The organism is Mesorhizobium sp. WSM4830, from assembly GCF_055811495.1.
In genome coordinates this window covers 1-2,048 of record NZ_JBVVQI010000077.1, presented here as the reverse complement: position 1 = coordinate 2,048, position 2,048 = coordinate 1, and the positions used below count along the sequence as shown (strand labels likewise).

The 2,048-nt window shown below is 59.7% G+C and carries 3 protein-coding genes; 1 reads left to right on the top strand and 2 read right to left on the bottom strand.

The genetic code is table 11. The features are described from left to right. Positions 1-206 precede the first annotated feature (206 nt). Together AC0L2Y_RS34375 and AC0L2Y_RS34370 are read right to left on the bottom strand one after the other, a co-directional pair. Positions 207-407, bottom strand: a complete 201-nt coding sequence (locus tag AC0L2Y_RS34375) for a DUF2905 domain-containing protein (RefSeq protein WP_473562305.1) — start codon at positions 405-407, stop codon at positions 207-209. A gap of 49 nt (positions 408-456) precedes the next feature. Further along, positions 457-843 (bottom strand): low affinity iron permease family protein, encoded by a 387-nt coding sequence (locus tag AC0L2Y_RS34370; RefSeq protein WP_473562304.1) that lies wholly within the window; start codon positions 841-843, stop codon positions 457-459. Between the two features lie 966 nt (positions 844-1,809). Here AC0L2Y_RS34370 and AC0L2Y_RS34365 point away from each other — a divergent pair. Beyond that, the coding region (locus AC0L2Y_RS34365) for a transposase (RefSeq protein ID WP_473562303.1) at positions 1,810-2,048 on the top strand (239 nt) is incomplete at its 3' end.

The window sequence follows — 2,048 nt, the reverse complement described above, 5'->3', positions numbered from 1 at the left end:
CCCACCCTACACCCCCGCTTGGTGCAACAGCGCCTGACCGATCCCGCCGCACTGAACCGTGCGGCGGGTTTTTTCATTCACACACCGCGGAACACCCGCCGCAGGGAAAGTTAACCCCCAGGCAGCAACCCTTACCGTCATACTTTTGCTGTCAGGTCGGATAGTTCCGATCGGCCCGCTCCGGCGACGCGGGCCCGCGTCCTCGCCTATCGGTCGAGTAGCCACAGAACAAACGAGAGCACGATGCTGATCAGAATCCCGGTGCCGATGGGAGCATAAAACGTGAAGTTCTCACGTTCGATCATGATGTCACCGGGCAATCTGCCCAAACCGACCCGCGACAACCAGGGCCACAATAGGCCTATGGCAACTATCATCGAACCAATGATAATCAGAGTTCTGGACATGGCGGCATCCGGCCGGGAATATGGTGGCTGCCCTTGGCTTGTCTCAATCTCATTGGTGTTTTTGCTCTCGTTGAGCCTCAATTTCTTCTGGTTCTTTCTTTTCGATCTTCGCCGTCTCGTTCTCGGCATCGCAGACTGAGCGAAGCAGTTCGTCCATCTTGGCGTGCAGAGCCTGAATATCGGGATGCTCAGCGCGCTGGATGAACACCGTCATAGCCCCGGTCGCCAGAGCGGCAACGCCATACCGGTCTAAGCTCGAGCGGTTGAAGATCACCCAAAGCGCCGCATAGGCGAGAAACACAAGAAAAGCCGCCGGCCGGGATGTCAGCGTGCCGATGGAAGTCAGAATCTTTGCGATATCGTGCTTTGGCATTGTCCAGAACTGACGAGTTTGGCGCGGGTTCCAGAAGGCCGGCCAGGACGCGTAAGCAACCATGCAAGAGTTTGCCAAAACGGCTCGCAACGGAAGTGGACCAGGCCGGGAATCAAGGCTGGAGCGAAGCATCGCCTCAACGGCGACGAAGACGTTCGCCGTGCCTCTCTGCAGGACTTCTGAGATTGCGAGTAACCCGCCGCTTCGATCTGACGAGTTCGAGCACCTCAGCCTCATCCGCGTCAGCCTCTTCCAATGCGACCAAAATTTCCAAGGCCAGGTACTCGGTCTCCAACGATGAGCGGGCGATATGCTCGTCACTGCATACCTGGTCGAATACCCGTTGGCATAGATCGAGATCGGAAGGGTATAGACCGGCTCGTTTGAACGGCATTTTGAACCCCCCAAGCTTCCGAAGGCCGTCATTGTGGCAGTGAAGGGATCAAAATTAAGGACCGCTAGGCAGGATGAGTCAACGCCAAGTAAAAAGCGGACATTGCGATGATCGGCACGCCTCACCGGCTACGAACTCGTCCTAACTGGCGTTTGGTGGACGCAAATCGGCACTGCCGTAGTCGTTTCTCGCGATCCCGCGGCGCTGGGCACAGCCCGACCCAGAGCTCATGCCCCCGTGCTTGGTGCAATGCTTGATCGACCCGTCGCGCTTCGCAGCGCGACGGATCGCACCGTATTGATTGTGCTCGACGGAGCCTGCAGCCAACGAGGTGTCATGCCGGTTCCTCCAAAAAGCTGAGAAAGCTGGCGTCTTCACTCCTCCGGACGCGTCCTGAAATCGCAGGTTCTGCGGGCTTGGCCACGCGGCAGCCGTGTCGTGGCGGACGACCAGGAAAGACTACCAGCTCGCAGTGCGCGGTCGTGTCCCCACAGGTGGTGTAGCTCGGCGGTTACGAAGCCGCTCGCGAGCGCGCCGTTAGTCGCGCTGTAGCGAGTGAGCGGCATGTCGGTGGTCATCGGCGCTTTCCGGTAGGGTTTGGTTGTTGACGCCAACCCAATTCGGAAGGACCACCGATGACCGACGACATGATGAACCTGCGCACGCTCGTGGAGAAGACCCCGGATGCCGATCTCCTGCGCGAGATGATCGGCTTTGCCGCCGAGCGGCTGATGGAAATGGAGGTTGGGGCCGCCACCGGCGCCGCCTATGGCGAGAAGAACCCGTTGCGCACGGCCCAGCGCAACGGCTATCGCGAGCGCGACTGGGAGACGCGCGCCGGCACCGTCGAGCTGCGCATCCCCAAGCTCAGGAA